This window comes from Streptococcus sp. V940 (genome assembly GCF_054353495.1).
Genome location: NZ_JBTHHZ010000001.1, coordinates 1,093,323 through 1,117,861, shown reverse-complemented (window position 1 = coordinate 1,117,861; position 24,539 = coordinate 1,093,323). Strand labels below are relative to the sequence as shown.

Sequence of the window (24,539 nt, the reverse complement as noted above, 5' to 3'; positions counted from 1 at the left end):
ACCTCAATTATGATAAAATAGAGGTGAACGAATTTTTACAATGAATGATAAAAATAGAGGTAAATATGAAAATCGGTATTGATAAGATTGGTTTTGCGACCAGTCAATACGTTTTGAAATTACAAGATTTAGCAGAAGCTCGAGGAACTGATCCTGAAAAATTGAGTAAAGGACTCCTTTTAAAAGAATTGAGTATTGCTCCTTTAACAGAGGATATTGTTACCTTGGCTGCCAGTGCAGGAAATTCTATCCTGACTGAAGAAGAGAAGCAAGAGATTGATATGGTTATCGTAGCGACAGAATCTGGAGTCGATCAAAGTAAGGCGGCTGCAGTTTTTGTACACGGTCTACTTGGAATTCAACCTTTTGCTCGTAGTTTTGAAATCAAAGAAGCTTGCTATGGTGCAACTGCGGCCCTTCACTATGCTAAGTTACACGTAGAAAATTCTCCTAAATCAAAAGTCTTGGTATTAGCTAGTGATATTGCAAAATATGGTGTCGAAACCCCTGGGGAACCAACTCAAGGAGCAGGTTGTGTTGCCATGTTGATTAGTCAAAATCCACGTGTTATGGTCTTCAACAACGATAACGTTGCGCAGACTCGTGATATCATGGACTTTTGGCGTCCAAATTATTCAACGACACCATTTGTAAATGGAGTCTACTCAACACAGCAGTATTTGGATAGCTTAAAAACGACTTGGGAAGAGTACCAAAAGCGTTATGATTGCGACTTGAATGATTTTGAAGCTATTTGTTTCCATTTGCCTTATCCAAAGCTAGCTCTCAAGGGATTGAAAAAAATTCTTGACAAATCTCTACCTCAAGAGAAAAAGGATTTACTTCAAAAACACTTTGATGAGTCCATTATTTACAGCCAAAAGGTTGGAAATATCTATACAGGTTCACTCTTTTTAGGACTCTTGTCTCTTCTTGAAAATTCTGATAGTCTCAAAGCAGGGGACAAGCTAGCTCTCTATAGCTACGGAAGTGGTGCTGTATCTGAGTTTTTCAGTGTGGAATTGGTTGAAGGCTATGAACAGCAATTGCAGAAAAATCGCTTAGAATTGCTAGACCAGCGTCAAGCATTGAGCGTAGCTGATTATGAACGAATCTTCTTTGAGGAAGCAAACTTGGATGAGTCCGGTTCTGCAACCATGTCAGGCTATGAAGGACAGGACTATGCTCTGGTTGAGATTGTAGAACACCAACGTCGCTACAGCAAGGTTGAAAAATAATGAAAAAAAATTGGAATGGATTTGCTAAAAAATCAATTCAAGAACGCCTTGAGTTCGTTAAGTCTCAGGCGCTTACTTCTATGGAAGCCCAAGAAAGTCTTGAGCAAAATGAAAATCTTAGTATAGCAGTTGCGGACCAACTGAGTGAAAATGTAGTGGGGACCTTCTCACTTCCATACTCAGTAGTTCCAGAAGTGTTGGTAAATGGTCAAGAGTACACCGTTCCTTATGTGACCGAAGAGCCATCTGTCGTTGCTGCGGCTAGTTTTGCTAGTAAGATTATCAAACGTGCGGGTGGCTTTACTGCTCAGGTTCATCAACGCCAAATGATTGGTCAAGTAGCTCTTTATCAGGTTCCAGATAGGGATAAAGCATGTCAGGCTATTTTGAGTCAGAAGGCAGAGCTACTCGAGCAAGCAAACCAAGCCTATCCATCTATTGTCAAACGTGGTGGTGGAGCTAGAGAGCTAAAAGTTGAGAAAATTTCTGGTGAGGCTGACTTTTTAGTAGTCTATCTCCATGTGGATACTCAGGAAGCCATGGGAGCCAATATGCTCAATACCATGCTTGAGGCTTTAAAACCTAGCTTAGAGGCTCTAAGTCAAGGGCAAAGTTTAATGGGCATTTTATCCAACTACGCAACAGACTCTCTAGTAACTGCAACTTGTCGGATTGCCTTTCGTTATTTGAGTCGCCAGAAGGATGAAGCGCGTGAACTAGCTGAAAAAATGGTTTTAGCCAGCCAGTTTGCTCAAGCAGATCCTTATCGAGCAACCACCCATAATAAAGGAATCTTCAACGGAATCGATGCTCTCTTGATTGCGACAGGAAATGATTGGCGTGCCATCGAAGCAGGAGCGCATGCCTATGCCAGTCATGATGGTGCTTATCGAGGTCTTAGTCGTTGGACGATGGATTTGGAAACAGAAGAGCTAATTGGAGAGCTGACTATGCCGATGCCAGTTGCTACCAAGGGTGGATCAATTGGTCTTAATCCTCGTGTCGTTCTCAGCCATGAGTTGCTAGGTTATCCATCAGCTAAGGGATTGGCTCAAATTATCGTGTCAATTGGTCTTGCACAAAACTTTGCAGCTCTTAAAGCTCTTGTCAGCACAGGAATTCAGAATGGACACATGAAACTTCAAGCGAAGTCACTAGCCCTTCTTGCAGGAGCCACAGAGGCTGAAGTGCCTAAGTTGATAGAAAGCTTGATTGATGAAAAAATTTTTAATCTAGAAAAAGCACAAACTCTTTTGAAAAAATTAAGATCATAAGAAAAACTCAGACGAAACTAGTCTGAGTTTTTTGTTTATACTCAATGAAAATCAATGAACAAACTAGGAAGCTAGCCGCAGGTTGCTCAAAACACTGTTTTGAGGTTGTAGATGGAAGCTGACGTGGTTTGAAGAGATTTTCGAAGAGTATTAAATACTTTTACCTGGTAAGAGACTAACTGGTAAGAAATAACCAGTCGTGGCAACTTCTTTCCCCTCGATTTTTTGGAGTAGTAAATCAACTGTCAGGCGAGCAATTTCTTCTAAGGGTTGTTTAATGGTAGTAAGCTGAGGATAGAAATTCTCGATAAAATAAGTTCCGTCGTATCCAATAACCTTAAGTTGTTCTGGAACAGAAATACCAAGTTCCTGAGCAACCTTCATCACCAAGATGGCTGTCAAATCATCCGATGCGAAAATCGCATCTGGTTTTTGTTTGGTCAGGATATTTTTAATTTCCATTTCCTTACGAAGGGGCGAAAAGTCACTGGAAACATTGATAATAGGAGCCTTGGGTAAGATAGAAGCAAAGCCTGCATGACGAAGTCCAGTTGGTGAGTTGGAGTTATCATTACCTGTAATCATAATAACAGATTTAGCTCCAGTTTTAGCCAAAGTCTGAGCGGCTAGGACACCACCAGCATAGTTGTCAGAAGAAACGACAGGGATATCTGGTGATAGGTTACGGTCAAATGAAATAATCGGAGCAGTAACGCGATTGTAATCCTCAATCCCAAGGTTATGACTTCCCGAAATGATGCCGTCTACCTGGTTGGCTTCTAGCATTTCGATGTATTCACGTTCTTTTTCCGAATCGTGTTCACTATTACAAATGATTGTCTTGTAACCTTTTTTGAAGAGTTCGTGTTCCAATTTGTCAATCAATTCAGCATAGAAAACATGGCTGATTTTAGGGAAAATCAAACCGATTAACTTGGCTGATTTTCCTTGAAGACTTCGAGCTAAGTTATTGGGTTTATAGCCCAGCTCACGCATAGCATCATTAACCTTTTGAATGGTTTTTTCTGACAGATAACCCTTTTTGTTGATGACACGTGAAACAGTAGTAGGGCTGACGCCAGCTAATTTTGCGACATCAGTTAGTTTTGCGACCATATTCTAATTCGTAGTATGTTCCAGTTGGGTTTCCAGATTTGATAAGGATTCCATTTTGATCTTCGTGAGGGAAGACACGACCAGAAAATACCTTTTCTCCTTTATTGATGAAAATTTCAAAGACTGAGTTGTCGATGAAGATATTGACAGTAGTTGCTTGATTAGTAACTGAGCAAGAGCGAGTAGTTCCAAATTCTTGAGCATATTGCTCACCTGCTTGACTACGATCAACGGTTACTTGACCATTGACAAGGTCAAAATTGATAGATAGCCCCTTGCCGTCTTTATCAGCAAGAAGGACGATTTCGCTTTGACTATCGGCTTCTAAGTTAAGCTCAAGTTCGTAGGTATTTTTGGTTTCAGAACGATTTGAAAATTCCTCTTCTGAAGCACGGAGTTCCTTGATAGCAGCTACAGGATACTGATAGAGTTTGCCATCCTTGATTGTAAGTTCTTTGACCAATGAGAAAGTTCCTTGGTGGTCAAAACGGTCAGATGGATAAGACACATCTGGTAAACCAAGCCAACTTACTGCCAGGGCACGTCCATCAGGAGCGTTAAAAGCTTGAGTAGCGTAGGCTTCAAAACCATAGTCTAGATTGTGAAGTTCAGAAACATCTATCATACGAGCATTTTCTGGGTCAAAGGAAGCACCGATTTTATACATATTTGGATAGATATTGTCATAGTCAAGAACCTTTTTATCCAAACCTTGTGGACAGTAGAGAAGAACTGGCTGTTCCCCAACAAAGACTAGGTTTGGGCACTCCATCATATAGGCAGTACGGTCATTGTTGAAGTCCAAATCACCAACTTCTTGCCAGTTTGTATAATCGTTATCGACTGCTTTGTAGAGACGGACAAATCCTTTTTTCTCCAAGTCCTGACCGCCGACGATAGCATAGTATTGTCCTTTAAAGTTAAAAATTTGTGGATCACGGAAGTGGTCAGTAGCATCAGCTGGTTGATCAATTAAGATTTTATCAATCTTTTCGATTTTTCCATCCTTATCCATTAAGGCACCGATTTGATAAGGGTGACGTACCCAGTTTTCGTCACGAACATTTCCTGTATAAAATAAGAACAGTTGATCGCCAAACTGCATAGCAGATCCTGAGTAAGCGCCGTGGCTATCAAGTGGAGTATCAGGTAAGATTTTAACACCAGTTTCAGTAAAGTGAACCAAATCGTCACTTTCAAGCTGAACCCAAGATTTTAAACCATGAGCTGCACCAAAGGGGAAGTTTTGGTAAAAGACAACCCACTTGCCATCAAAGTAAGAAAAACCGTTCGGGTCGTTGAGAAGACCTTGCTTGGGTTCGATGTGATAGCTGACATGCCATGGGGATTGTGCCATCTTTTCTTGGATTTGTTTTATTTCTTCTTGTGTCCAATCTTCATATCGTCTATAACGACGCTCGGTAGTCCATTCCATTTATATTCCCTCCATAAATTCTACTATCTTTATAGTAAACGTTTCCTTTTAAAAAAGCAAGTCTTTTATCATAAAATTAAGAAAAAAATGTCAAACGATTAACAGAAAACAGAGTCTATATTTTATGAAAATAAATGAAAATATGAAAGTTTTTGAAAACTTTTTAGCAAAAACCTTTTAATAATAGGTATTTGTCGAAGAAATACTATTCAAAAACATCAAAAACCGTCAAAAAACAAAAAAACAAATAATTTTTTCTGCAAAACGCTTGACATATTTTTAAAACGTGATAGAATAATAGTTGTAGGGCGAATAAATCGCTTTCAAACATTTTACAAATTTTTTATAAGGAGATTTTTGCAAATGACCAATACAGAAATTGCAAAAAAAGTCATCGAAGCCTTAGGTGGACGTGAGAACGTTAATAGTGTAGCTCACTGTGCGACTCGTCTTCGCGTTATGGTTAAAGATGAAGCGAAAATTAACAAAGATGCTATCGAGAGCTTGGAAAAAGTTCAAGGTGCTTTCTTTAACTCAGGTCAATACCAAATCATCTTTGGTACTGGTACAGTAAACAAGATGTACGATGAAGTCGTAGCTCTTGGTTTGCCAACTTCAACAAAAGCTGAAATGAAAGCAGAAGCTGCTAAACAAGGAAATTGGTTCCAACGTGCCATCCGTACTTTCGGTGACGTCTTCGTTCCAATCATTCCAGTTATCGTAGCAACTGGTCTCTTCATGGGTGTTCGTGGTCTCTTGACTGCTCTTGGAATGACACTTCCAGAAGATGTGACAACTTATACTCAGATCTTGACTGACACTGCCTTTATTATCTTGCCAGGTTTGGTTGTTTGGTCAACTTTCCGTGTATTCGGTGGTAACCCAGCCGTTGGTATCGTTCTTGGTATGATGCTCGTTTCTGGTTCGCTTCCAAATGCCTGGGCTGTTGCGTCTGGTGGTGAAGTAACTGCAATGCAGTTCTTCGGATTTATCCCAGTTGTAGGTTTGCAAGGTTCAGTTCTTCCAGCCTTCATTATCGGGGTTGTCGGAGCTAAGTTTGAAAAAGCAGTTCGCAAGGTTGTTCCAGATGTACTTGACCTCTTGGTAACACCGTTCGTAACACTCCTTGTAATGTCAATTCTTGGATTGTTTGTTATCGGACCAGTCTTCCACGTTGTTGAAAACTACATCCTCATTGGAACTAAAGCAATTCTTAACTTGCCATTCGGACTTGGTGGTTTCTTGATTGGTGGAGTTCACCAATTAATCGTCGTATCAGGTGTTCACCACATCTTCAACTTGCTTGAAGTTCAATTGCTTGCTGCTGACCATGCTAACCCATTCAACGCTATCATCACAGCTGCCATGACTGCTCAAGGTGCTGCGACAGTAGCCGTTGGTGTGAAAACTAAAAATCCTAAACTTAAAACACTTGCTTTCCCAGCTGCTCTTTCTGCCTTCCTAGGTATTACTGAGCCTGCTATCTTCGGGGTTAACTTGCGTTTCCGTAAACCATTTTTCCTTTCATTGATTGCTGGTGCAATCGGTGGTGGATTGGCATCTATCCTTGGACTTGCTGGTACTGGTAATGGTATCACAATCATCCCTGGTACAATGCTTTACATTGGTAACGGACAACTTCTACAATACCTTCTTATGGTAGCTGTATCATTTGTACTTGGTTTTGCTCTTACTTACATGTTTGGTTATGAAGATGAAGTAGAAGAAGCTGCAGGTGCTATTACTGAAGCTGAAACAGATCGTTTGACTGAAGAAGCAGTTACTGGTGCTGTTGTTGCACCGAGCGAAGGTGTTATTCAAACACCAATCGTTGGTGATGTCGTTGCTCTTTCAAATGTGAATGATCCAGTCTTCTCAAGTGGAGCTATGGGACAAGGTATCGCTGTAAAACCTAGTGAAGATGTCGTTTACGCACCAGCTGATGCTGAAGTGACAATTGTCTTCCCAACAGGACATGCTTATGGCCTAAGAACAGCTAACGGAGCTGAAATTTTGATCCACGTTGGTATCGACACTGTTTCAATGAACGGTGAAGGATTCAACCATAAAGTTGCTCAAGGTGACAAGGTTAAAGCTGGAGATGTTCTTGGAACATTTGACTCAGCTAAGATTGCTGCTGCAGGTCTTGATAACACTACTATGGTTATCGTAACAAACACTGCGGACTTTGCTTCAGTAAATCCAGTTGCTTCTGGATCAGTTGCTAAGGGTGATGCAATCATCGAAGTTAAAGCTTAATACTCTTCGAAAATCTATTCAAACTGCGTCATACTCGCTTTGCCGTATGTATGTGTTACTGACTTCGTCAGTTCTATCTACAATCTCAAAGCTGTGCTTTGAGCAATCTGCAGCTCGATTCCTAGTTTGTTCTTTGATTTTCATTGAGTACACTATTTTCGATTTAATAGATCAAAAAACGAACAAATGTCATGTTTGTTCGTTTTTGCTTGAATGATTAAATTTACAGAGAAAAAACTAAAATATAGAGTAATTTTCCTTATGGGAATATGCTATAATAGAGAAAATAAATACAAGAGGTTTATCATGACAAAACTATACGGAAGTTTGGAAGCAGGCGGTACAAAATTTGTCTGTGCTGTCGGAGATGAAAACTATAATGTTGTAGAAAAGGTACAATTTCCTACAACAACACCTATTGAAACAATCGATAAAACCATTGAGTTCTTCTCAAAATTCGACAATCTTGCAGGACTTGCCATTGGTTCATTTGGTCCAATTGATATCGATAAAAACTCAAGAACTTACGGCTTTATCACAACAACTCCAAAACCTAACTGGGCAAATGTAGACTTGCTTGGTGCTCTTCGTCGCGCTCTAAACGTGCCAATGTACTTCACAACAGACGTAAACAGTTCTGCCTACGGTGAAGTGGTTGCTCGTAATAATGCCGGCGGTCGTATCGAAAACTTGGTTTATTACACAATCGGTACAGGTATCGGTGCAGGTGTTATCCAACGTGGCGAGTTTATTGGCGGTGTTGGTCACCCTGAGATGGGTCATTATTATGTGGCTAGACACCCAATGGATATTGAAAAAGAATTTAAAGGTGTTTGTCCTTTTCATAATGGATGTTTGGAAGGATATGCAGCTGGTCCAAGTTTGGAAGCTCGTACAGGTGTTCGTGGGGAAAACATTGAACTCAACAACTCTGTCTGGGATGTTCAAGCCTACTACATTGCTCAAGCCGCAGTGAATGCGACTGTAACTTTCCGTCCAGATGTCATCGTCTTTGGTGGTGGGGTTATGGCTCAACAACATATGCTTGACCGTGTACGTGAGAAATTCACAGCCCTACTCAATGGCTACCTCCCAGTTCCAGATGTACGTGACTATATCGTGACTCCAGCTGTTGCTGGCAATGGTTCAGCTACACTAGGAAACTTCGTTCTTGCTAAGAGCGTTGCAAAATAAGAATGTAGTAAAACTCCCAACTGAGAAAGTTGGGAGTTCTGTTTTAGTCTTTTTCTATTTTTGTTTCCTGATGGAAAATATTTTGCCAAGTTTCGTGACGGCGCCAGATGCTGGTATGAATGGTATCACCGACTTGGTAGCGGATGAGTTTTGTTTTCTGACTGATAGAAGTTAAATGAAGCTCCTTGATAGCAGAGGTCAGTTCTTTTTCCGCCTTATAGGCATCCTTGTCCAGTTCTTGTCCGTCCTGGCGAATATAAATGAAGTCTTCTGCAAGTAACTCTTCCAGTTGATTTCCTTGGTCGATTAGTTGCTCTCTCATGAGCAATTTTTTATAGACATTATCTAGGATTTCATCCTCAGGGATTGGTGCTGGTTCGATATGAATATCTGTATCAAAGACACCAAATCGTTCTGTCAGCATAGATTCGACCTGGTCCGCAATTTCGTGACTTTCAAAAACAGACAGATCTGGGTTCATTTCCAGAGTGATGTCCAGATAAATATTGCTTCCGTAGGTACGACCCCGTTGTGATTTGACCTTGCTAATCTTAGGGATTTCCATGATAGCCTTTTGATAATCTTCGAGCAAGTGTTCATCAAAACCATCAGAAAGGCTGAAGGATGACTCGATAAAGATATCATAAGCAGTTTTAAGAATAAAGAAGGTAATGATAATTGCAACCAACTTATCCACGATTGGATAATTAAAGCTACTAGCCAGGATAGCAATAGAAGTTCCAAGAGATGTCACGGCATCTGATAAATTATCCTTAGCTGCTGCCTTGAGGGCCTTTGATTTAGCTTGCTTACTCAGATGGGTATTGTAGAGATAAACGGCAAACATGATGATGGCAGAGATGACTCCCAGAGTCGCCCCAAGTGGGTCAATGACCGTTTGCTCTCGGCTGAGTATCTTTTGAATGGTGTCCCGTAGAACATCAAAGCCAACGTAAAACATGATGATGGAAGTGATGAGACTTGCCAAATCCTCTATTTTCCAGTGGCCGAAGCGATGATCTCTATCAGCCGGTTGGCGAGCCAAACGAATCCCGATGAGAAGGGCTACATTTCCAACGATATCTGAAACGTTGTTAAAACCATCAGCTACCAAACTGGATGAATGGAGCAAGTGTCCTGTTGCTAGCTTAGCTGCAGACAAGAATAGATAGGTCAAGATGCTGATAATCGCACCGCGCTCAGCTAATTTTAAGTTTGAAACCGATTGATTCATCTAACTCCCCTTCTAGCATTTTAGTATTCTTTCATTATACTGGTTTTCCAAGGAAAATTCAAATGTGGGAAGTAAGTTAAACACACCTCAAAACTTGAAAACTTTTGAAATTCTGATATAATAGGATTACTCAAGGGAGTAGCTGGCGGGAAACCGCGATAGTGTCGTCATTACGAATTATTTCCGGCACTATATTAAACAGCGAGACTTGTTTTTTTAAAAAACAGGTCTCTTTTTTTGTAAAAAGAGGCCAAAAAGGAGGAGACTGTTTTGTCAAAAGAACAAAATAAAGACTTGTTTTACACACAAACCTCAGAAGAAGTCCTAAAGAACTTGGACTCATCTATCGAAGGTTTGTCAACTGCTCAAGCTCAAGAACGCTTAGCGACTTATGGTCGTAATGAGTTGGAAGAGGGAGAGAAACGTAGCCTACTAGCTAAATTCCTTGATCAATTTAAGGATTTGATGATTATCATCTTGCTTGCGGCAGCGGCACTTTCTGTGATTACAGAAGGAATGGACGGTCTAACGGATGCCATTATCATCTTGGCAGTTGTTGTCTTGAATGCTGCCTTTGGGGTTTACCAAGAAGGGCAAGCAGAAGCAGCCATTGAAGCTCTGAAAAATATGTCTAGCCCGATGGCTCGTGTTCGTCGTGATGGTCATGTTATTGAGATTGACTCAAAAGAATTGGTGCCTGGGGACATCGTCTTGCTAGAAGCTGGAGATGTGGTGCCTGCCGATATGCGTTTGCTTGAAGCTGCGTCTCTTAAAATCGAAGAAGCTGCTCTTACTGGTGAGTCTGTACCGGTTGAAAAGGATATTACTCAAATGGTAGAAGCAGATGCAGGTATCGGGGATCGTGTTAACATGGGTTACCAAAACTCAAACGTAACTTACGGTCGTGGTATTGGTGTCGTGACTAACACTGGTATGTATACAGAAGTTGGTAAGATTGCAGATATGTTGGCTAATGCTGACGAGACAGAGACACCATTGAAGCAAAGCTTGGAACAATTATCTAAGGCCTTGACTTACTTAATCATTGTGATTGCAGTGATTACCTTCTTGGTTGGTGTCTTTGTTCGTGGAGAACATCCATTAGAAGGCTTGATGGTGGCGGTTGCTCTTGCAGTAGCGGCTATTCCAGAAGGGCTTCCTGCCATTGTAACCATCGTTCTATCATTGGGAACAACAACTCTTGCAAAACGGAATTCAATCGTCCGTAAATTACCAGCGGTTGAAACGCTTGGTTCAACAGAAATCATTGCATCTGATAAAACAGGTACCTTGACCATGAACCAAATGACGGTTGAAAAGGTTTATACCAACGGTCAATTGCAAAGCTCTGCAACAGAAATTGCTGCTAACAACAATACGCTACGTATCATGAACTTTGCCAACGATACCAAGGTAGACCCATCTGGCAAATTGATCGGTGATCCAACGGAGACTGCTCTTGTACAGTTTGGTTTGGACCACAACTTTGATGTTCGTGAAGTCTTGAAGGATGAACCACGTGTGGCTGAATTGCCATTTGACTCAGACCGTAAACTTATGTCTACTATTCATAAAGAATCTGACGGTTCTTACTTTATCGCTGTCAAGGGTGCACCTGACCAATTGCTCAAGCGTGTGACACGTATCGAAGTCAATGGGGAAGTTCGCCCCATCACAGAAGAAGATAAACAAGCTATCCTTGCAACCAACAAAGACTTGGCTAAACAAGCCCTCCGTGTCTTGATGATGGCTTATAAGACAAGCGCCGAAATTCCAACCTTGGAATCTGAAATTGTTGAATCTGACCTCATCTTCTCTGGTTTGGTCGGCATGATCGACCCTGAGCGCCCAGAAGCTGCAGAAGCTGTTCGTGTCGCTAAGGAAGCGGGTATCCGTCCAATCATGATCACGGGTGACCACCAAGATACAGCAGAAGCTATTGCCAAACGTCTCGGAATCATTGATCCAAATGACACAGAAGACCATGTCTTCACGGGTGCTGAGTTGAACGAACTTTCTGATGAAGAATTCCAAAAAGTCTTCAAGCAATACTCTGTTTATGCCCGTGTATCACCTGAGCACAAGGTTCGTATCGTGAAAGCATGGCAAAAAGAAGGTAAGGTTGTTGCCATGACAGGTGATGGAGTTAACGATGCGCCATCACTTAAGACAGCTGACATTGGTATCGGTATGGGGATTACAGGTACAGAGGTTTCTAAGGGAGCTTCTGATATGGTCCTTGCCGATGATAACTTTGCAACCATTATCGTAGCGGTAGAAGAAGGACGTAAGGTCTTCTCAAATATCCAAAAATCAATCCAATACCTCTTGTCTGCCAATATGGCTGAAGTTTTCACCATCTTCTTTGCAACCTTGTTTGGTTGGGATGTGCTTCAACCAGTGCATTTGCTATGGATTAACCTAGTAACAGATACTTTACCAGCTATCGCTCTTGGGGTAGAGCCTGCTGAACCAGGTGTTATGACCCACAAACCTCGTGGTCGTAAGTCTAACTTCTTTGATGGTGGTGTTTTCGGAGCAATCATTTATCAAGGAATCTTCCAAACTATGCTAGTTTTAGGTGTTTATGGTTGGGCTCTTCTCTTCCCAGAGCACCAAAGTCATACTGAAATCCATGCGGATGCCCTTACCATGGCTTTTGCAACGCTCGGTTTGATCCAATTGCTCCATGCCTTTAACGTTAAGTCGGTTTACCAATCAATCTTTAAAGTGGGACTCTTTACCAACAAGACCTTTAACTGGTCTATCCCAGTTGCCTTTGTCCTCTTTGTGGTGACGATTTTAGTTCCTGGATTTAATAATCTCTTCCACGTGTCACACTTGAGCTTGACGCAATGGATGGTTGTTGCCGTAGGAGCGCTTATGATTGTAGTCCTTGTTGAGATTGTCAAAGCAGTTCAACGAGCGCTTGGAAAAGATAAAAACGCTATTTAAGCATTATGAAAGTCATCTTCGGATGGCTTTTTGTTTTATATAAAGATAAACTGAAATAATACTCAATGAAAATCAAAGAGTAAACTAGGAAGAGAGCCGCAGACTGTACTTGAGTACGGCAAGGTGAAGCTGACGTGGTTTAAATTTGATTTTCGAAGAGTATAATTTTGTGCTATAATCAAGTAGACTGATATGGTATGGAGGAAAGAATCTTGGAAAAGAAAATTGTAAAAGATATCTTGTTTTTGTCGCAGGTATCCCAGCCTGCTAGTCAGGAAGATTTATCCCTAGCAAAGGATTTGCAGGATACCCTATTGGCTAATCGAGAAACCTGTGTTGGACTAGCGGCCAATATGATTGGGGTACAAAAACGTGTCATTATTTTTAATATCGGAATGATTCCTATGGTTATGTTTAATCCAGTTCTCCAATCTTTTGAAGGAGCATACGAGACAGAGGAAGGTTGTTTGTCTTTGACAGGTGTCAGACCTACAACTCGGTATGAGAAGATTACAGTAAGCTACAGAGACATCCATTGGCAAGAGCAAGCCATTACCTTGACAGGATTTCCGGCTCAGATTTGTCAGCATGAATTGGATCATTTGGAAGGGATTATCATATAGGCTTTGTATCCTAGATCAGGGTACATCCTTCAAGCTTAAGGAAACAACCTCGTTTTTCTTGCACTCTTGTTTGAAATTTGTGATAATAAATGAAAGAATAATAAATGGAGGACAGTCAAATGGGATTTTATCTGATGATTGGTTCGATGTTGCTTGGTCTTTTCGCTTTGAAGATAGGATTTTCTCACCTAAAGGAGAAAAAGGTTACTCTGTCATCTATCTTGGCAAGCTGCCTTGGGACAGCACTAGTTCTCTTTGCAATCTGGTTAGGATTGCCCAAATAATGAAAGAAGCCTCGGTAGTCACCGAGGTTTTTAGGTACAAATCCTTGGTAGTCCTAAAAAAATATGCTACACTAACACTATGAAAATTCTAATCCCAACCGCAAAAGAAATTAATACCGAAATCCCTAGTTTAGAGGCTAAACCGTTGCGTCCTGAAAGTCAGGCAGTGCTGGATGAATTGGCCAGATATTCTGCCCAAGAGCTGGAGAACTTTTACAAAATATCTGCCGAAAAAGCACAAGAAGAGTATGTCCATATTCAAGCCTTAAAAAATGGAACTGCGACAAACTATCCAGCCTTGCACCTCTTTGATGGACTTATGTATCGCAACATCAAACGGGAAGATCTCACCAAAGAGGAGCAAACCTATCTGGAGAAACACCTCATGATAACGTCAGCTCTCTATGGTGTGATTCCAGCCTTTGAACCGATTGCGCCTCATAGACTGGACTTTTTGATGAAGCTTAAAGTTGCTGGGAAAAGCCTGAAAAGTCATTGGAAGGTGGCCTATGAGGAGTCAATGAACGACCAAGAGTTAATCTTTTCTCTCTTGTCATCAGAGTTTGAAACTGTCTTTCCTAAAGAAATCCGTGAGAAAATGGTGACCTTTAAGTTTATGGAAGAGCGAGATGGTAAACTTAAAATCCACTCAACTATTTCTAAAAAAGCTAGAGGGGCTTTCTTAACAGCCTTGATGGAAAATCAGGTAACGTCGGTTGAAGAGATTAAAAAGCTCAGCTTTGCGGGTTTCAATTATCGAGAAGACTTGTCTAGTGAGAAAGAATTGGCTTTTGTAAAATAGATTGAAAATAGAGAGAGTGGGACAGAAATCGGTAATTCGTTAGAATTCGATTTCGTCGTCCCACCTCCGCACAGTTGAGTAGGGCTGTAAAAGCTGATGAAATCAGCGTAGTTAGAGCCCACTCAACCACTGCGTCTTGCTCGACAATCCAAAGACAATTGAGAGGCTAGGACTTTTGTCCCAGCCCTTTTTTGTAATTTGGTGCTCCTATTTTTAGTTTAGAATGGTAGGAATTTTCTCACAATTTTGGTATAATAGGACTATTAGAAAATTTCGAGGAGACAAACATGTCAGTTAAGATTGCTTTACTTGGATTTGGTACAGTAGCCAGTGGTGTGCCATTCTTGCTAAAGGAAAATAGAGAAAAAATTGTTCAAGCAGCCCAGTCAGAAATTGAAGTAGCTAAAGTTTTGGTCAAAGACGATCAAGAGAAAGCCCGCTTGCTTGAAGCAGGAAATGATTTTAATTTTGTAACAAATATCGATGAAATCTTGTCAGACAAAGACATCACGATCGTTGTTGAGTTGATGGGGCGTATCGAACCTGCTAAAACCTTTATCACTCGTGCCTTAGAAGCAGGTAAACATGTCGTGACAGCCAACAAGGACCTTTTGGCAGTTCATGGTGCAGAATTGCTTGAGGTAGCCAAAGCTCACAATGTTGCCCTATACTACGAAGCAGCAGTTGCTGGAGGAATCCCAATTCTTCGTACCTTGGTCAACTCACTAGCATCAGATAAAATCACACGTGTTCTTGGTGTTGTCAACGGAACATCTAACTTCATGATGACCAAAATGGTAACAGAAGGTTGGTCTTATGAAGATGCTTTGGCAGAAGCCCAACGACTTGGCTTTGCTGAAAGCGACCCTACCAATGACGTTGATGGGATTGATGCAGCCTACAAGATGGTCATCCTCAGTCAGTTCGCCTTTGGGATGAATGTCAAGTTTGAAGATGTGGGTCACCAAGGGATTCGCAACATCACTCCAGAAGATGTAGCAGTAGCTCAAGAACTTGGTTATGTTGTAAAACTAGTTGGTTCTATCGAAGAAACGGCTTCTGGTATTGCTGCTGAGGTTACGCCAACCTTCCTTCCTAAAGCACATCCACTTGCAAGTGTTAATGGTGTTATGAATGCTGTCTTTGTGGAGTCTATCGGTATTGGCGAGTCTATGTATTATGGACCAGGTGCTGGTCAAAAACCAACTGCAACAAGTGTTGTGGCTGATATTGCCCGCATCGTTCGTCGTCTGAATGATGGAACAATTGGAAAAGCCTTTAATGAATACAGCCGTCCAGTAGTCTTGGCTAAGCCAGAAGATGTCAAAGCTAACTACTATTTCTCAATCTTGGCTCCAGATTCAAAAGGACAAGTATTGAAATTGGCAGAGCTCTTTAACGCAGAAGATATTTCCTTCAAGCAAATCCTTCAAGATGGTAAGCAAGAAGGCAAGGCTCGTGTTGTCATCATCACTCATAAAATCAACAAGGCGCAACTTGAAAATATTACAGACGCTTTGAAGGCGGTAGCCGAGTTTGAACTTCTCAACACCTTCAAGGTTTTAGGAGACTAAGATGAAGATTATTGTACCTGCTACAAGTGCCAATGTGGGTCCTGGCTTTGACTCGGTTGGCGTAGCTGTAACTAAGTATCTAGAAATTCAGGTTTGTGAGGAACGTGAAGAATGGATGATTGAGCATCAATTAGGCAAATGGATTCCACGTGATGAACGTAATCTTTTGCTAAAGATTGCTCTACAAATTGTTCCAGACCTACAACCCAGACGCCTGAAAATGATTAGTGATATTCCACTTGCGCGTGGACTAGGTTCATCGAGCTCGGTCATCGTTGCTGGGATTGAACTGGCAAATCAACTCGGAAACTTGAAGCTAAGCAAACATGAAAAATTACAATTGGCGACTAAGATTGAAGGGCATCCTGATAATGTTGCACCTGCTATCTATGGTAATCTGGTCATTGCAAGCTCAGTCGAAGGTCAGGTTTCAGCAGTAGTGGCGCCTTTTCCAGAGTGTGCCTTCCTAGCCTACATTCCGAACTATGAATTGCGAACACGAGATAGTCGTGGTGTCTTGCCTAAGAAACTTTCTTATAAAGAAGCTGTTGCAGCAAGTTCTATCGCCAATGTGGCTATCGCAGCTCTACTGACAGGAGATATGGTCAAAGCAGGCCAGGCGATTGAGAGTGACCTTTTCCATGAGCGTTACCGTCAAGAACTGGTGAGAGAATTTGCGACCATCAAGAAAGTTGCCAAGAGAAATGGTGCTTATGCGACCTACTTGTCTGGTGCTGGTCCGACTGTTATGGTCTTGGCTGATCCTGACAAGATGCCTAAGATTAAGGCTGAGCTTGAAAAGCAACCGTTCAAAGGCAAGCTTCATGAGTTGCAAGTAGATACACAAGGCGTTCGCGTCGAAGAAAAATAAACAGAACAATGGGATGGGGAAACTCTCTATTAGAGGGCTTCCTGTCCTTTTTTTGAAAATGAAACATGGGATATGAAATGTTTCCCAGTTTTGTCGACCGCTGGATGGTCAAGGAGGATTTGAAATGGCAGAAATATATTTAGCAGGTGGTTGTTTTTGGGGCTTAGAAGAGTACTTTTCACGTATTTCTGGAGTGCTGCAAACAAGTGTTGGTTATGCTAATGGTCAAGTAGAAACCACCAATTATCAATTGATCAAAGAAACAGATCACGCAGAGACTGTGCAAGTCGTCTACGATGAAAAGGTGGTATCGCTTCGTGAGATCTTGCTCTATTATTTCCGAGTCATTGATCCTTTATCTGTCAACCAACAAGGCAATGACCGTGGTCGTCAGTACCGCACAGGGATTTATTACCTAGATGAAGAGGATTTACCGACTATTAATACAGTAGTTCGTGAACAAGAACTCCTCATCGGTCGTAAAATTGCAGTAGAAGTGGAGAAGCTTCGCCACTATATCTTAGCTGAAGACTATCACCAAGACTACCTCAAGAAAAATCCTGGAGGCTATTGCCATATCGATGTGAGAGATGCTGAGAAACCACTGATAGATGCCGCCAACTATGAAAAACCGAGTCAGGCAGTTTTACGAGAAAGTTTATCAGAAGAGTCCTATAGAGTAACGCAAGAAGCTGCGACGGAAGCTCCTTTTAGCAATGCCTACGACCAAACTTTTGAGGAAGGAATTTATGTCGATATCACGACTGGCGAGCCCCTCTTCTTTGCCAAGGATAAGTTTGCCTCAGGCTGTGGTTGGCCAAGCTTTAGCCGTCCTATTTCCAAGGAACTCATTCATTACTACCAGGACTTGAGTCATGGAATGGAACGTATCGAAGTTCGTTCACGTTCAGGAAATGCACACTTGGGACATGTCTTTACAGACGGACCTCAGGAACTAGGTGGTTTACGCTATTGTATCAATTCTGCATCCTTACGATTCATTGCTAAGGATGAAATGGAAGAAGCCGGCTACGGCTACCTGCTTCCATATTTGAACAAGTAAAAAGAGAGAGTGGGACAGAAATCGTTCATTCGTTAGAATTCGATTTCGTCGTCCCACCTCCGCACAGTTGAGTAGGGCTGTAAAAGCTGATGAAATCAGCGTAGTAGAGCCCACTCAACCACTGCGTCTTGATCGACAATCCAAAGACAATTGAGAGGCTAGGGCTTTTGTCACACTCTCTTCATGTTGAAATAGAAGGGACTCATGAAACACTTACTTTCTTACTTTAAACCCCATAAACAATAAGAAAAGTTGCCTTCGGGTGACTTTTTTGTTACAATAGCTAGAAAAATTATCCAGTATAAATACTTATATAGAAAAGGAGTCTAGGGATGAAAGTCTTTCAGCATGTAAATATCGTGACTTGTGACCAAGATTTCCACGTCTATTTGGATGGGACTTTAGCTATTAAAGAATCCCAAATCGTCTATGTTGGCCAAGAGAAACAAGAAATCTTAGATCAAGCTGAACAGCTTATAGACTATCAGGGTGCTTGGATTATGCCTGGCTTGGTTAACTGCCATACTCACTCTGCCATGACAGGCTTGAGAGGGATTCGTGATGACAGCAATCTCCACGAATGGCTCGAGGATTATATCCGGCCAGCAGAAGCAGAGTTTACACCAGAGATGACCACAAAGGCTGTCAAGGAAGCTCTGACAGAGATGCTCCAATCAGGGACAACAACCTTCAACGATATGTATAATCCCAATGGTGTGGATATAGAGAAGATTTATGAGGCAGTTAAGGCTTCCAAGATGCGTTGCTATTTTTCTCCGACCCTCTTTTCTTCAAAAACTGAGACGACGGATGAGACGATAGCTAGAACTCGAGCTGTCATCGAGACGATCAAAGGTTATCAGGATCCAAATTTCAAGGTGATGGTGGCCCCTCATTCGCCCTACAGCTGTAGTCGAGAATTACTTGAAGCAAGTCTTGACCTAGCAAAAGAAGAAAACATCCCCCTCCATATCCATGTAGCTGAGACACAGGAAGAGTCAGGCATTATCCTGAAACGCTATGGCAAACGCCCATTAGCCTTTCTAGATGAGCTCGGATATTTAGATTATAAAGCTGTCTTTGCTCACGGTGTTGAGTTAAATGAAGCAGAAATTACCCGCTTGGCAGATTCGCAAGTCGCTATCGCTCACAATCCTATCAGCAACCTCAAGCTAGCCTCAGGGATTGCACCAGTCGTCCAACTTCAAAAGGCAGGAGTAGCAGTTGGTATCGCAACAGATTCCGTTGCTTCTAACAACAACCTCGATATGTTTGAAGAAGGGCGTACGGCAGCGCTCTTACAGAAAATGAAGAATGGTGATGCCAGCCAATTTCCGATTGAAACTGCCCTCAAGTCTCTGACGATCGAGGGTGCTAAGGTGTTGGGAATGGAAGATGAAATTGGTAGTCTAGAAGTCGGCAAGCAGGCTGATTTCCTCGTCATCCAACCCCAAGGGAAAATCCATCTCCAACCTCAAGAAAACATGCTGTCTCACCTCGTTTATGCCGTTAAATCCAGTGATGTTAATGATGTCTATATCGCTGGTGAGCAAGTCGTAAAAGACGGACAAGTGCTGACTGTTAACTTGTAAAAAGTAGTATAAATTTACGAAATCTCATAGGAAATCTCTTGTGAGGTTTTTAAATTTTTGCTAGAAATCAGGCGAGTAGATGTCTTGCAGAAATATATTGATACTAAATTAGAGAAACACCTATTAGATAAAAAAAAAAAATTGTGGTATAATAATAAGATGCAAAAAAAGGAGTAACTATGGACATTTCAGAAATTCGTCAAAAAATTGATGCAAATCGTGAAAAATTAGCTTCTTTCAGGGGGTCTCTTTGACCTCGAAGGATTAGAGGAAGAAATTGCCATTTTGGAAAACAAAATGACAGAACCTGATTTTTGGAACGATAATATTGCGGCCCAAAAAACGTCGCAAGAATTGAACGAACTCAAAAATACCTATAATACCTTCCACAAGATGGATGAGTTGCAGGATGAAGTTGAGATTTTACTGGACTTTTTGGCAGAGGATGAATCCGTTAAGGATGAGCTAGTTGAGAAACTCTCTGAGTTAGACCAGATGATGACTAGCTACGAAATGACCCTTCTCTTGTCAGAGCCCTACGATCACAACAACGCCATCCTTGAAATCCATCCTGGTTCAGGGGGGACAGAGGCTCAAGACTGGGGCGATATGCTCCTTCGTATGTATACTCGCTATGGAAATGCCAAAGGCTTCAAGGTTGAGGTCTTAGACTACCAAGCAGGTGATGAGGCAGGAATCAAGTCAGTAACCTTGTCTTTTGAAGGACCAAATGCTTATGGTCTTCTCAAGTCTGAGATGGGAGTTCACCGTTTGGTTCGAATCTCACCATTTGACTCTGCTAAACGTCGCCACACCTCATTTACTTCTGTAGAAGTTATGCCAGAGTTGGATGATACCATCGAAGTTGACATCCGAGAGGATGATATCAAGATGGATACCTTCCGTTCAGGTGGAGCAGGTGGACAAAACGTCAACAAAGTTTCAACAGGTGTCCGTTTGACCCACATTCCGACAGGCATCGTCGTAGCATCAACTGTTGACCGTACCCAGTACGGGAACCGTGACCGTGCTATGAAGATGCTTCAGGCAAAACTCTACCAGATGGAGCAGGAAAAGAAAGCTGCTGAGGTAGACTCGCTCAAGGGTGAGAAAAAGGAAATTACATGGGGAAGCCAAATCCGCTCCTATGTATTTACGCCTTATACAATGGTAAAAGACCATCGTACAAACTTTGAAGTAGCGCAAGTAGATAAGGTAATGGATGGAGACCTAGATGGTTTCATCGATGCTTATCTGAAATGGCGTATCAGTTAAAAGAAAGGAAGTCACATGTCAATCATTGAAATGAGAGATGTTGTCAAAAAATACGACAACGGGACAACAGCCCTACGTGGCATCACTGTAAATATCGATGCAGGAGAATTTGCCTACATCGTAGGACCTTCAGGTGCTGGTAAATCAACTTTTATCCGTGCCTTGTATCGTGAGGTCAAAATCGACAAAGGAAGCTTGCAAGTTGCAGGTTATAACCTCGTTAAAATTAAAAAGAAAGATATTCCGTTCTTGCGTAGAAACGTTGGAGTAGTCTTTCAGGATTACAAACTTTTGCCAAAGAAAACCGTTTATGAGAACATTGCTTACGCCATGGAGGTTGTTGGTGAAAGTCGTCGTAACATCAAAAAACGTGTTATGGAAGTCTTGGACCTTGTCGGTTTGAAGCACAAGGTTCGTTCATTCCCAAATGAACTTTCAGGTGGTGAGCAACAACGTATCGCCATTGCGCGTGCTATCGTAAACAATCCTAAGGTTTTGATTGCCGACGAACCAACAGGAAACTTGGACCCAGATAACTCATGGGAAATCATGAACCTCTTGGAACGTATCAATCTTCAAGGAACAACTGTTTTGATGGCGACCCACAACAGCCAAATCGTAAATACCTTGCGCCACCGCGTTATTGCCATCGAGAATGGTCGCGTGGTACGTGATGAAGCGAAAGGAGAGTACGGATACGATGATTAGTAGATTTTTCCGCCATCTGTTCGAAGCTTTAAAGAGTTTAAAGCGTAATGGATGGATGACCATTGCTGCTGTCAGTTCAGTAATGATTACCTTGACCTTGGTTGCTATCTTTGCTTCAGTTATCTTCAATACTGCGAAATTAGCAACTGATATTGAAAACAACGTCCGTGTCATGGTTTATGTTCGTAAAGACGTTGAAGACAACAGTGAAACCATTGTAAAAGAAGGCCAAACAGTCACGAACAATGACTACCACAAGGTCTATAACGCCCTTAAAGCTCTGCCAGCTGTAAAAAATGTAACCTTCTCAAGTAAAGAAGAGCAGTACCAAAAGCTGACTGAAACTATGGGTGATGAGTGGAAGGTGTTTGAAGGAGATGCAAACCCTCTTCATGATGCCTACATCGTAGATACCAATTCACCAAGTGATGTAAAACCTGTAGCTGAAGAAGCTAAGAAAATCGAAGGTGTCTCTGAAGTTCAAGACGGTGGTGCCAATACCGAACGTCTCTTCAAGTTGGCTTCCTTCATCCGTGTATGGGGATTGGTCATCGCAGGACTCTTGATCTTCATCGCAGTCTTCTTGATTTCAAATACCATCCGTATTACTATTATTTCACGTAGCCGTGAAATCCAAATCATGCGTTTGGTTGGTGCCAAGAACGGTTACATCCGTGGCCCATTCTTGCTAGAAGGTGCCTTTATCGGATTGTTGGGAGCAGCTCTTCCATCAGCATTGGTTTACTTTGTCTATAACCGAGTGTTCCAATCTGTCAACCCATCCTTGGTTGGTCAAAACCTATCTTTGATTACACCGAATACCTTTATTCCATTGATGATCGGTCTCTTGTTCCTCATCGGAATCTGTATCGGTTCACTTGGTTCAGGAATCTCAATGCGTCGATTCTTGAAAATCTAAGTCAAATAACTGGATAAAACACATAAAAAAGTGGGATGTCATCAAGACTTCACAGCTCTTGATGCCCCGCTTTTTCTTTTGGTCTAGGTGCTCAGTCGCTTGCCAATTTTGGGTAAAGAGTGTATGATAGGAAAGGAACTTTTTACTAATATGAAAAATGAACAATGAATGAGGAAAAGATGAAACAATTTTTGGAAAAAGTGAGCATACTCTCCCTATCGTTAGTATTGATCACATCGTTTTCTATTTCTAGTGCCCTACCCGCCATGTTTGACTATTATCAGGGCTATTCGACTGGTCAGGTCGAACTCTTGGTCAGCCTCCCATCCTTTGGGATTATGGCCATGCTTTTATTGAACGGAGTTCTAGAGCGTATTTTTCCTGAACGCCTCCAGTTGACCTTGGGACTTTTAATCTTGTCAATCAGCGGAACTGCACCTTTCTGGTATCAGGGTTATTACTTTGTCTTTGCAACCCGCTTGCTATTTGGGCTTGGAGTGGGAATGCTCAATGCCAAGGCTATTTCGATCATCAGTGAACGCTATCACGGCAAAACCCGTATCCAGATGCTTGGTTTTCGTGGATCGGCTGAGGTAGTAGGAGCATCTATCTTGACGCTGGCAGTCGGGCAATTGTTAGCATTTGGCTGGACAGCAACCTTCCTAGCCTATGCAGCAGGCTTGGTAGTCTTGGTGCTCTTTCTTCTATTTGTCCCTTACAACAAGGAAGAAATTCACGAGTCCAAGCATCAGACAGAAGAAGCAGTAAGATTGACTGCTTCTATGAAAAAGCTCATTTTCTTCCTTGCTATTGCAGCCGCAGTGATTGTATGTACCAATACGGCTATCACCTTCCGTATCCCTAGTCTCATGATTGAGGCAGGGTTTGGAGATGCTCAGTTGTCCAGTTTGGTACTTAGTGCCATGCAGTTGATTGGGATTCTAGCTGGAATCAGCTTTTCTTTCCTGATTTCGACCTTCAAAGAAAGACTTCTATTGGTCGCTGGTGTCACTTTTGGTATCGGGCAAATCATCATCGCTCTTGCTCCATCACTCTGGGTAGTCGTTGCTGGTTCTATCCTGGGAGGCTTTGCCTACAGCATCGCTCTGACGACAGTCTTTCAGTTGATTTCTGAGAGAATCCCTGCAAAACTCCTCAATAAAGCAACTTCCTATGCGGTTTTGGGATGCAGCTTTGGGGCATCTTTAACGCCATTCGTTCTCTCAGGGATTGGTCTGGTGACACAGGATGGTCGTATGACCTTTATCATTCTAGGGGCATGGATGATTGCCACTTCGGTCTTTGTTTCCCTTTTATTGAAAAAAGAAGCCTAACAAAGAAAAAAACTCAAGGAGAATCCTTGAGTTTTTTTGTGTATTAGCCAAACATCTGCCAAAAGTAATCGATGATGTAGGTCAAGCCATAAGTGTAAACGACCAGGGTAAAGGGCTTGGTCAGGATGATAATGGTCATATACCGCTTGAAGCTCATCTTGGTCAGAGCTGCCAACATGCAGAGAAAATCAGCTGGACTAACTGGCCAAATCATCATAAAGATAAAGAATCGGTCAAAGCGATTGCCCTCATCTAACCAACCGATATACTTGTCATAGGTACGCTTGCTGACCATGGACTGGACAAAGGGTGCTCCGTAGAGACGCACCAAGTAAAAGATAATCGCACAACCAATGACAATACCGATATAGTTGTAGATGGTCCCGATGATATGCCCATAGATAAAGACACCTGCAACAGAGGTTAGAGCTCCTGGAATGATAGGAACAACTGTCTGCAAAATCTGTAAAAAAATAAAGAGTGGTGGCCCCCAGATACCCGCCTGTTGGATAAAGGCAGATAGGGTTTCCTTGGAGTGCAAGATACCCGCCTGATAGGCCCAGATACAGAATATTACAGTACCAACTCCACCGACGATGGAGGAAATATGAATGGCTTGCTGTAGAAGGGGAGAAACAGCTTTCATTTCTTTCTCGTGTGACATGTAAACTCCTCTTGTGTAGTATGATTCTACTATACCATATTTTAGGGAGAAAGACTACATGGGATACTTCGTGTGACTTTGCCTCAAGTATGGTAAAATGGAATAAGAAAATGATAGCTTAGAAT

20 protein-coding genes are annotated in these 24,539 nt (G+C 41.9%); 16 read left to right on the top strand and 4 right to left on the bottom strand.

Annotated features, from left to right (window positions below; translation table 11 throughout):
- Positions 1-65 precede the first annotated feature (65 nt).
- Both ACXYSM_RS05530 and ACXYSM_RS05525 read left to right on the top strand, forming a co-directional pair.
- Positions 66-1,238, top strand: coding sequence for a hydroxymethylglutaryl-CoA synthase (locus ACXYSM_RS05530; protein ID WP_074324859.1), 1,173 nt, complete (start codon positions 66-68; stop codon positions 1,236-1,238).
- Positions 1,238-2,512: a hydroxymethylglutaryl-CoA reductase, degradative gene (locus ACXYSM_RS05525; protein ID WP_458634644.1), complete on the top strand. Its 1,275-nt coding sequence runs from the start codon at positions 1,238-1,240 to the stop codon at positions 2,510-2,512. The genes ACXYSM_RS05530 and ACXYSM_RS05525 overlap by 1 nt, the downstream gene beginning before the upstream one ends.
- A gap of 150 nt (positions 2,513-2,662) precedes the next feature.
- Here the strand turns inward: ACXYSM_RS05525 and ACXYSM_RS05520 are convergent, their stop codons facing one another.
- Together ACXYSM_RS05520 and ACXYSM_RS05515 are read right to left on the bottom strand one after the other, a co-directional pair.
- Entirely contained in the window at positions 2,663-3,628 is a 966-nt protein-coding gene (locus ACXYSM_RS05520) for a LacI family DNA-binding transcriptional regulator (RefSeq protein WP_458634643.1), read from the bottom strand.
- The gene (locus ACXYSM_RS05515) at positions 3,609-5,063 is read right to left on the bottom strand and encodes a sucrose-6-phosphate hydrolase (RefSeq protein WP_458634642.1); all 1,455 of its coding nucleotides are present in this window, start codon (positions 5,061-5,063) and stop codon (positions 3,609-3,611) included. The genes ACXYSM_RS05520 and ACXYSM_RS05515 overlap by 20 nt, the downstream gene beginning before the upstream one ends.
- Before the next feature lie 363 nt (positions 5,064-5,426).
- On the opposite strand from ACXYSM_RS05515, the gene ACXYSM_RS05510 reads away from it, so the two are divergent.
- Both ACXYSM_RS05510 and scrK read left to right on the top strand, forming a co-directional pair.
- Positions 5,427-7,322, top strand: coding sequence for a sucrose-specific PTS transporter subunit IIBC (locus ACXYSM_RS05510; protein ID WP_214261581.1), 1,896 nt, complete (start codon positions 5,427-5,429; stop codon positions 7,320-7,322).
- 306 nt (positions 7,323-7,628) lie between these two features.
- Positions 7,629-8,516, top strand: a complete 888-nt coding sequence (gene scrK, locus ACXYSM_RS05505; RefSeq protein WP_458634641.1) for a fructokinase ScrK — start codon at positions 7,629-7,631, stop codon at positions 8,514-8,516.
- A gap of 43 nt (positions 8,517-8,559) precedes the next feature.
- On the opposite strand, the gene ACXYSM_RS05500 is transcribed toward scrK, so the two are convergent.
- Positions 8,560-9,750, bottom strand: a complete 1,191-nt coding sequence (locus ACXYSM_RS05500) for a cation diffusion facilitator family transporter (protein ID WP_458634640.1) — start codon at positions 9,748-9,750, stop codon at positions 8,560-8,562.
- A gap of 270 nt (positions 9,751-10,020) precedes the next feature.
- On the opposite strand from ACXYSM_RS05500, the gene ACXYSM_RS05495 reads away from it, so the two are divergent.
- The 12 genes from ACXYSM_RS05495 to ACXYSM_RS05440 all read left to right on the top strand — a co-directional run bounded on the left by ACXYSM_RS05495 (position 10,021) and on the right by ACXYSM_RS05440 (position 23,750).
- A complete protein-coding gene (locus tag ACXYSM_RS05495) occupies positions 10,021-12,705 on the top strand; it encodes a cation-translocating P-type ATPase (protein ID WP_458634639.1) in 2,685 nt (894 codons plus the stop codon).
- A 212-nt stretch (positions 12,706-12,917) separates the two neighbouring features.
- On the top strand, positions 12,918-13,328 hold the full coding sequence (locus ACXYSM_RS05490; RefSeq protein WP_458634638.1) for a peptide deformylase: 411 nt from the start codon (positions 12,918-12,920) through the stop codon (positions 13,326-13,328).
- Between the two features lie 119 nt (positions 13,329-13,447).
- Entirely contained in the window at positions 13,448-13,612 is a 165-nt protein-coding gene (locus tag ACXYSM_RS05485) for a DUF3953 domain-containing protein (RefSeq protein WP_458634637.1), read from the top strand.
- A 79-nt stretch (positions 13,613-13,691) separates the two neighbouring features.
- Positions 13,692-14,414 carry a peroxide stress protein YaaA gene (gene yaaA, locus ACXYSM_RS05480; RefSeq protein ID WP_458634636.1) on the top strand — a complete coding sequence of 241 codons (723 nt, stop codon included), beginning with the start codon at positions 13,692-13,694 and terminating at the stop codon, positions 14,412-14,414.
- Positions 14,415-14,701: 287 nt separating this feature from the next.
- On the top strand, positions 14,702-15,988 hold the full coding sequence (locus ACXYSM_RS05475; protein ID WP_458634635.1) for a homoserine dehydrogenase: 1,287 nt from the start codon (positions 14,702-14,704) through the stop codon (positions 15,986-15,988).
- 1 nt (position 15,989) lies between these two features.
- Positions 15,990-16,859, top strand: coding sequence for a homoserine kinase (gene thrB, locus ACXYSM_RS05470; RefSeq protein ID WP_458634634.1), 870 nt, complete (start codon positions 15,990-15,992; stop codon positions 16,857-16,859).
- Between the two features lie 124 nt (positions 16,860-16,983).
- A complete protein-coding gene (msrB, locus tag ACXYSM_RS05465; protein WP_070677658.1) occupies positions 16,984-17,922 on the top strand; it encodes a peptide-methionine (R)-S-oxide reductase MsrB in 939 nt (312 codons plus the stop codon).
- A gap of 332 nt (positions 17,923-18,254) precedes the next feature.
- Positions 18,255-19,514, top strand: a complete 1,260-nt coding sequence (locus ACXYSM_RS05460; RefSeq protein WP_458634633.1) for a TRZ/ATZ family protein — start codon at positions 18,255-18,257, stop codon at positions 19,512-19,514.
- 179 nt (positions 19,515-19,693) lie between these two features.
- Positions 19,694-20,789, top strand: a protein-coding gene (gene prfB / locus ACXYSM_RS05455; RefSeq protein WP_115253954.1) for a peptide chain release factor 2 whose coding sequence is annotated in 2 segments (ribosomal slippage) — positions 19,694-19,765 and positions 19,767-20,789 — 1,095 coding nt in all. Because the reading frame shifts where the segments join, the coding sequence is not laid out codon by codon here.
- 15 nt (positions 20,790-20,804) lie between these two features.
- A complete protein-coding gene (ftsE, locus tag ACXYSM_RS05450) occupies positions 20,805-21,497 on the top strand; it encodes a cell division ATP-binding protein FtsE (RefSeq protein WP_004251332.1) in 693 nt (230 codons plus the stop codon).
- Positions 21,490-22,416: a permease-like cell division protein FtsX gene (gene ftsX / locus ACXYSM_RS05445; protein ID WP_458634632.1), complete on the top strand. Its 927-nt coding sequence runs from the start codon at positions 21,490-21,492 to the stop codon at positions 22,414-22,416. The genes ftsE and ftsX overlap by 8 nt, the downstream gene beginning before the upstream one ends.
- A 179-nt stretch (positions 22,417-22,595) precedes the next feature.
- Positions 22,596-23,750, top strand: coding sequence for an MFS transporter (locus ACXYSM_RS05440; RefSeq protein ID WP_458634631.1), 1,155 nt, complete (start codon positions 22,596-22,598; stop codon positions 23,748-23,750).
- A gap of 43 nt (positions 23,751-23,793) precedes the next feature.
- Here the strand turns inward: ACXYSM_RS05440 and ACXYSM_RS05435 are convergent, their stop codons facing one another.
- Entirely contained in the window at positions 23,794-24,414 is a 621-nt protein-coding gene (locus tag ACXYSM_RS05435; RefSeq protein ID WP_195183990.1) for a TVP38/TMEM64 family protein, read from the bottom strand.
- Positions 24,415-24,539 lie beyond the last annotated feature (125 nt).